Source organism: Saccharomonospora halophila 8 (assembly GCF_000383775.1).
In the GTDB taxonomy this organism is placed as follows: domain Bacteria; phylum Actinomycetota; class Actinomycetes; order Mycobacteriales; family Pseudonocardiaceae; genus Saccharomonospora; species Saccharomonospora halophila.
Window position 1 is genome coordinate 33,600 of record NZ_KB912566.1, and the last position, 1,695, is coordinate 35,294.

Here is a 1,695-nt window from a genome sequence, read left to right on the forward strand (position 1 = left end):
CGGAGGGTTCCTCCTCCGGGCGCTCGGGGTGCGCGGACGACGGCAGCATCCGTCCAGCTTAGATTCCGCTCCGGCGGGCCGCGCCCCCCGTCTCCGGGGCGGCGTCGCACACCGCCGCACAACGCGGGTGTGCCCGACACCACGGCCTTCGGAGCGCGCCCGTGCGCCACCGCTGTCGGGGCGGCGACCTAGGGTCTGCGGCCATGCAGCTCTCGTTCGACGAGCTGGGAAGTCCCCTGCGCGAGGCCACCTTCGTGATCGTCGACCTGGAGACCACCGGGGGCCCACCCGGGGCCCGGGGGATCACCGAGATCGGTGCGGTCAAGGTCCGCGGCGGTGAGGTCCTGGCGGAGTTCGCCACCCTCGTGGACCCCGGTGTCCCGATCCCGCCGCAGATCGTGGCGCTGACCGGCATCACCTCGGCGATGGTCGCCGACGCACCACCGATCGACGAGGTGCTGCCCGCGTTCCTCGAATTCGCCTCGGGCTGCGTGCTGGTCGCCCACAACGCGGGCTTCGACGTGTCCTTCCTCCGCGCGGCGTGCCACGACCTCGGATACCGGTGGCCCCGCCCGACGACGGTGTGCACGCTCAAGCTGGCCCGGCGGGTGCTGTCCCGGGAGGAGACCCGCAGCCACCGACTCGGGGCGCTGGCCCGGCTGTTCGGCGCGGAGACCACGCCCACCCACCGGGCACTCGACGACGCCCGGGCGACGGTGGACGTTCTGCACGGCCTGTTCGAACGCCTCGGGCCGCTCGGGGTGGCGTCGCTGGAGGAACTGCTCGACTACCTGCCCGACGTCACACCCGCACAACGGCGCAAACGTGACCTCGCCGCGCATCTGCCCGAGCACCCCGGGGTGTATCTGTTCCGCGGCCCGTCCGACGAGGTGCTCTACGTCGGGACGGCGGGGAACCTGCGGCGACGGGTCCGCCAGTACTTCACCGGTTCGGAGAGCCGCGGCCGCATCCGGGAGATGGTGGCACTGGCCGAGCGGGTGGACGGCATCGGGTGCGCCCACGCACTGGAGGCCGGGGTGCGGGAGCTGCGGCTACTGGCGGCGCACCGGCCCCCCTACAACCGGCGGTCGAAGAACCCGGGCCGGACCTGGTGGGTGGTGCTCACCGACGAACCGTTCCCCCGGCTGTCCGTGGTGCGCACCCCGCGTGCGGGCGCGCTCGGCCCGTTCGGCTCCCGGGCGAAGGCCGCGACCGTCGCCGACACCCTGTCCCGGTGGACCGGCCTGCGGACCTGCACGCGCCGCATCTCCGCGCAGGGCGCGAAGGGGGCCGACCGGACGCCCTGCGTCTCGGCGGAACTCGGCACCTGCGGCGCACCCTGCGCCGGATCGCTGACGGTGGAGCAGTACCGGCCGTCGGCACGGCTGGTCGCCGATCTCGCGGTCGGCACCGACGCGACCGCCCTGCACCTCGCCCGCCGGGGTATCGACGCACTCGCGCAGCGGCACCGTTTCGAACAGGCCGCCCGGCGACGCGACGAGTTGACCACGGTGCTGCGTGCGGTCCACCGGGGTCACCGGCTCGCCTCGCTCGCCGCCGTCGCCGAACTCGTCGCGGCCGCACCCGACGGTTCCGGTGGGTGGGAGTTCGCCGTGATCCGGTACGGCAGGCTCGCCGCCGCGGGGACCGCACGCCGGGGGACACCGCCGATGCCCGTGGTGGGCCGGCTCGTCA

1 protein-coding gene is annotated in these 1,695 nt (G+C 74.4%); it reads left to right on the top strand.

Annotation, left to right across the window (positions count from 1 at the left end; translation table 11 throughout):
• Positions 1 to 203 precede the first annotated feature (203 nt).
• The coding region (locus tag SACHA_RS22450) for a DEDD exonuclease domain-containing protein (protein ID WP_019811078.1) at positions 204 to 1,695 on the top strand (1,492 nt) is incomplete at its 3' end.